Raw genomic sequence first — 5,628 nt, 5'->3', positions numbered from 1 at the left:
ACAATTTAAGCCTATACCAAATCAACACCTGCGAGATTGTCCAAGACAGCCGTAACCGTTGGTATGCGTTTATCACCGTCAAAGACTACCCCAAAACACAATGCGGTACAGGTAGTGTTGGCATAGATTTGGGATTAAAAGATAGTGCCACCGTCTCAAATGGTGATAAACTACAAATCAAACAAACGCTAAAATACGCCAAAGAGTTAGCCATTGCTCAAAGAGCCAAAAACAAACCGCGTGCCAAGGCAATCCATGCCAAAATTAAAAACACACGCCAAGACCTGATACACAAATTCACCACCCAATTAGTCAAAGACAATGCCCTAATCGTGGTGGGTGATGTTAAAACCAATCAATTTAACAATAAAAAAGGCAAACTAGCCAAATCGGTTTACGATGCCGGTTGGTTTGAGCTTAAACGACAACTGATCTATAAATGCGAGAACGCAGGTTGCCGTTTTGAGATAGTGGGTGAGAAGTACACTACCCAGACTTGCTCACACTGTCGCCAAATAAGCGAGAGTAGTCCGAAAGGTAGAGCATCGCTTGGAATAAGAGAATGGACTTGTGCTAAGTGTGGCACACGGCATGATAGAGATATCAATGCCAGTAAAAACATTCTTGCGGTCGGGCTTGGCCGTCTTGCAGAAGGAATCCCCTAACTTTAGGGAGGGGTGGAAGTCAATACAATAAACATTTGATGTGTACGCTAAAATTGATGATTGGTTTGATGTTGCGATTAAGCTAAGTTAATAGTAGGTTTATCAATTAGTCATAACGATAATAGTCACAACGTTAAATTATCCACTTAAGCCGTGAATCGAGTGATGAATTTATAGTTTTATCTAGGGTTTCTCTAGGCGAAAGCTACGAGCTATGCTAGACTTAAACTCATAAATTACCAAGCTGATTGAATGCTGAATAAATATAGCGTAATGCTAAAGTAGCCTATAATGGCGTTCAAAGGTTAGCGTTAGTTCTTTTGATTAGAATAATTTCTAACTTAAAAACCATGCTTGTGTCTATGGCGTAAGCTCTAATTTATAGATATTAAATCGGCTAGTTTCAATATAAAAATTCGTGGTTTGATATTGTGGTTAAAGATTTGCAGCAAAACGGTGTATGCCGTTTAATTGTGTGCTCAGCCAAAATGCACAGGCTATATATGCTTAATATATTTTATTACAATGTTATTACTTTTATTAGTAATAGGTCAGTACTCAGCTAACAATAATTTATATATTTCAATTTTTTTAAATTCTTAAAGTAAAGATTACTAATACACTTTAACTAACGATTTGGTAATGGCCAGTCTACTTTAATAATAAGTATCGCCTCCAAACAAGGATTACTTGTGTCTGATAGTTCTATTATCCCTAATAAAATCCAAAGCCAGTCTTCTGATAAATTAGCCCACGTAGCAGATATTGATAACATTTGGTTACTACCAGATGGGGTGAGCGATTTACTTTCTGAAGAAGCACAAAAGCAAGAATGGTTACGCAATAAGCTAACTCGATTGCTAATTAGTCGTGGATACGACTTAATTTGTCCTCCAATGATTGAATTTACTGAGTCATTATTGGGTAATGCTTCAGAAGACTTAAAGCGTCAAACTTTTAAGATTATCGATCAGCTTTCAGGTCGTCTAATGGGTGTACGTGCTGATATTACGCCGCAAATCCTACGTATTGATACCCATTTAAATAAATTGGGCAAAGCCAATCAAATAGCTCGTTATTGCTACGCTGGTCATGTTATTCGCACGCTACCAAATGGCCTATTCGGCTCGCGTACCCCATTACAACTTGGTGCAGAGATATTTGGTAGTGATAGCCTTGATGCAGATATTGAATTGATAGATGTGTTGTATTGTTTAATTGACAATCTGAATTTAAAAAAACATCTGCATATAGATATTGGTCATGTGGCAATTTTTGCACGTTTAAAAGAATTAGCGGTATTATCACCAAGCGATGCTTCGGTATTGATGAATTTGTATGCCAATAAAGCATTGCCAGAGCTAAAGCAGGTTTGTAAAGATTTGCCTATGGGCAATGATTTTTACCAGTTGGCAGTTTATGGTCATGATATGGCTTCGTTAAAACAGGCTTTGTCAGATACAGCTACCAGTGATGAAGCTATAATCAAAGCTGTAAATGAAGTACAGACAATGGTTGCACATATCAAAGACACCTATCAAAGTAATGTCAGTGTTGACATTACCGAGCTTGGTTATCACTATCATACTGGTATCGTCTTTAATGCCTATTTTGAAAATGAATCACAGGCAGTCGTACGTGGAGGACGATTTAATGGTGAAAGTTATGATGATTCAAGTAGTGCATCGCCTGCCATTGCAACAGAGCTGCCATCGCGTAGTGCAATAGGATTTAGTTTAGAAGTGACGCGACTGCAACGCTATATCAATTTAGATGAGTTTAAACTGGTTTTGGTGAATTATGCTGACATTCAAAGCGTGCAAAACGTTAATAATGCTAAACTTAAAAATGATTTGACCAATAAGATTTCAGAATTACGTGATTTAGGTCATCGTGTTATTCGTCCTTTAAGTGAAAGTGATGTGCCAAATAATGTGACACATAAGTTGATTTTAGAAGATGGTGAATGGGTGTTAAGTGCTTTATAAAATTAATAAGATTAAGATTAAGATGATAAGCTAATTTTCGGGCTCAAAATAACTGCGCTACAATGACGCAATTTAATATTTACAGTTCAACATAAGCGGTTAAGGATTTGTTATGGGAAAGAATGTCGTAGTACTTGGTAGCCAATGGGGCGATGAAGGCAAAGGTAAAATTGTTGATTTGCTAACTGAAAAAGCTTCTGCGGTAGCACGCTTCCAAGGGGGTCATAATGCTGGCCATACTTTAGTGGTAGACGGTAAAAAGACGATACTTCATCTTATTCCTTCTGGCATTTTACGTGAAGGGGTTACCTGCTTCATTGGTAATGGGGTGGTGTTGTCACCTGAAGCGCTTTTAATTGAGATGAAAGAGCTTGAGAGCAATAATGTTCCCGTTCGTGAGCGATTAAGAATCTCGCCAAATTGTCCGCTAATTCTTCCTTATCATATTGCTTTAGACCAAGCACGTGAAGCCATGCGTGGCTCTGGTAAAATCGGAACTACAGGCCGTGGTATTGGTCCCGCTTATGAAGATAAAGTGGCACGCCGTGCTATTAAGCTTGCTGATCTTTTTCGTAATGACCTTGACGAAAAGCTTCGTAACCTTATTGACTTCCATAACTTCCAATTAACTCAATACTACAAAGTTGATGCGATTGACTTTGATGAGACCTTTGCTTTATGCAAACAGTGGAAAGATGAGTTAAAAGATTTGGTTTGCGATGTAACTGAAGAGCTAAACCAATTTCGCCTTGCTGGTAAAAATTTAATGTTCGAAGGTGCTCAAGGAACGTTATTAGACATTGATCATGGTACATATCCTTTCGTTACTAGCTCAAGCGTCACAGCAGGTGGCGTATCGACTGGTACAGGTATTGGCCCATTGTACTTAGATTATGTATTAGGCATAACCAAAGCTTATACCACCCGTGTGGGTAGTGGTCCATTCCCTACAGAATTGTTTGATGATGTGGGTGCTCATTTGGCTAAAGTGGGTCATGAAGTTGGCGCAACTACTGGCCGTGCTCGTCGTTGTGGTTGGTTTGATGCTGAAGCACTTCGCCGTGCGGTAGTACTAAATTCGCTATCAGGCATCTGTTTAACCAAGCTTGACGTATTAGATGGCCTTGATGAAATCCGCATTGGGGTAGGTTATGAGTTACCTGAAACTGAATGTGCTGGTGCGCATGATGGCGAATTCTATGAGTCTGTTACACCTAAGTATGAAACTTTATCTGGCTGGAAAGGCTCAACAGTAGGTATTACTAACTATGATGACCTACCTGAAGAAGCTAAAGCTTATATAAAGCGCATTGAGCAGCTAATTGACTGTCCTGTAGATATCATTTCCACAGGTCCTGATCGTGATGAAACTATTGTATTACGCGATCCTTATGATGCTTAATAGATTATAATTTTTTAAAACGTTTAGCATATATTGTAAATGAAGATTAAAGATAACCCTATATCGACTAAGTTGGTATAGGGTTTTTATTATGTCTTTGCAAGATAAAATATCTTTGTTTTGAACTAATAGAAAATTATTGGCTATCTAATTGATAAATAGCTTATATTTACGTTAAAGTTGATTCGTTTCTATTATAAAAATTTCAAGAAATACATTTTAAAAAATAATCTTTAAGGAATAATAATGCATCAATTGTATTTAGAAGATTTAAAAGTAGGCGATAAATGGGTTAGTCGAGAAGAGAGTATAAATCTTGAAGAGATTAAAGAGTTTGCCAATAGCTTCGATCCGCAGCCTTATCATATTGACGAAATAAGAGCAAAAAATACCTTCTTTGGGCAGTTGGTTGCCAGCGGTTGGCAAACGGCAGGTATTACCATGCGTTTAATGGTCGAGAGCATCCCTATCGCAACAGGGCTAATAGGAGCAGCAGCGCAAATTAGTTGGCCTAAGCCTACTTATCCTGGGGACACTTTACGAGTGGAAGCCGAAGTTATAGAGATTAAATCTTCAAGGTCTAAACCTGATCGAGGTATGGTGGTAGTCGAAATAAAGACCTTTAATCAACATAATGAAGTTGTGCAATTATTTACCTGCACGATGTTAGCGTTCCGTCGTTCATCGGGCATACCACCGTTAAATAATGAACTTGTTGTTGGTCATCAGTAGTACCTATGCTAAATCTGACCTTTTTAGGCACTTCAGCTGGCGTACCAACTAAAAACCGAAATGTAACGGGGCTTGCCATTGAATGTCTAAATCCATTTGCAACACACGGCGGTCAAATTAGCCCTAAAAAAAGACCTTGGGTATTGGTTGACTGTGGTGAAGCTACCCAACATCAATTATTAAAAACAAATATTAGTAGCCAACAATTAAGGGTTATTTGTATAACTCATGTTCATGGTGACCATTGTTATGGTTTGCCCGGACTGCTGGCAAGCATGGCAATGTCGGGTAGAAAGGACACGCTCACTATTATTGCGCCAAAAACCATTAAGCAATTTTTAGAAGTAATTCAACAAACCACACAGCTATATTTACCATTTAATATTGAGTTTATTGCGATAGAGCACTTATTTATAGCAAATACGGACGTTCAAGATAAGGTCATATCTGATAGTGTTATCATTCAATTGTCAGCCTCACATCGTCTTGTTATTGAAGTTGTAAGGCTGTCTCATCGAGTTGCCTCATACGCCTTTAAATTTACTCAGACACTGCAAACCATTAAACTTGATATTGATAAACTTAAAGCAGAGGGCATTAAGCCAAGCAGTGCATGGGGTAGACTACAAGCAGGGGAAGATGTTGTATTAGAAGATGGCAGACAGCTAAAGTCTGTTGATTATACTAAACGAAACAGTCAAAGCTTAAAAGTTGTTGTGGCAGGTGATAATGATACGCCTGCACTGCTAAGCGAGGCAGTAGCAAATACGGATCTGCTGGTGCATGAATCGACTTATACGCAAGCAGTGGCAGACAAAATCATGTCTCGCCCTAATACTTT

5 protein-coding genes are annotated in these 5,628 nt (G+C 38.5%); all 5 read left to right on the top strand.

Translation table 11 applies throughout. The features are described 5' to 3' along the window. The coding region (locus tag QZ265_RS09550; protein ID WP_296405650.1) for a transposase at nucleotides 1-665 on the top strand (665 nt) is incomplete at its 5' end. A gap of 692 nt (nucleotides 666-1,357) precedes the next feature. Continuing rightward, nucleotides 1,358-2,653, top strand: coding sequence for an ATP phosphoribosyltransferase regulatory subunit (locus QZ265_RS09545; protein WP_296405648.1), 1,296 nt, complete (start codon nucleotides 1,358-1,360; stop codon nucleotides 2,651-2,653). A 112-nt stretch (nucleotides 2,654-2,765) separates the two neighbouring features. Continuing rightward, nucleotides 2,766-4,055 (top strand): adenylosuccinate synthase, encoded by a 1,290-nt coding sequence (locus QZ265_RS09540; protein ID WP_296405646.1) that lies wholly within the window; start codon nucleotides 2,766-2,768, stop codon nucleotides 4,053-4,055. Nucleotides 4,056-4,301: 246 nt separating this feature from the next. After that, the gene (locus QZ265_RS09535; RefSeq protein WP_296405644.1) at nucleotides 4,302-4,787 is read left to right on the top strand and encodes a MaoC family dehydratase; all 486 of its coding nucleotides are present in this window, start codon (nucleotides 4,302-4,304) and stop codon (nucleotides 4,785-4,787) included. A 5-nt stretch (nucleotides 4,788-4,792) separates the two neighbouring features. After that, a partial coding sequence (locus tag QZ265_RS09530; protein ID WP_296405642.1) for an MBL fold metallo-hydrolase occupies nucleotides 4,793-5,628 on the top strand: 836 nt, incomplete at its 3' end.

Origin of the sequence: Psychrobacter sp. (assembly GCF_018260395.1) — a bacterium.
Lineage (GTDB): Bacteria > Pseudomonadota > Gammaproteobacteria > Pseudomonadales > Moraxellaceae > Psychrobacter.
The sequence above is the reverse complement of the archived record's forward strand: the minus strand, read 5'-3'. Positions and strand labels throughout refer to the sequence as shown.

Coding starts and splice junctions, on each gene's coding strand:
- QZ265_RS09540 (WP_296405646.1), top strand. CDS start 2,766: ATGGGAAAGAATGTCGTAGTACTTGGTAGCCAATGGGGCGATGAAGGC.
- QZ265_RS09535 (WP_296405644.1), top strand. CDS start 4,302: ATGCATCAATTGTATTTAGAAGATTTAAAAGTAGGCGATAAATGGGTT.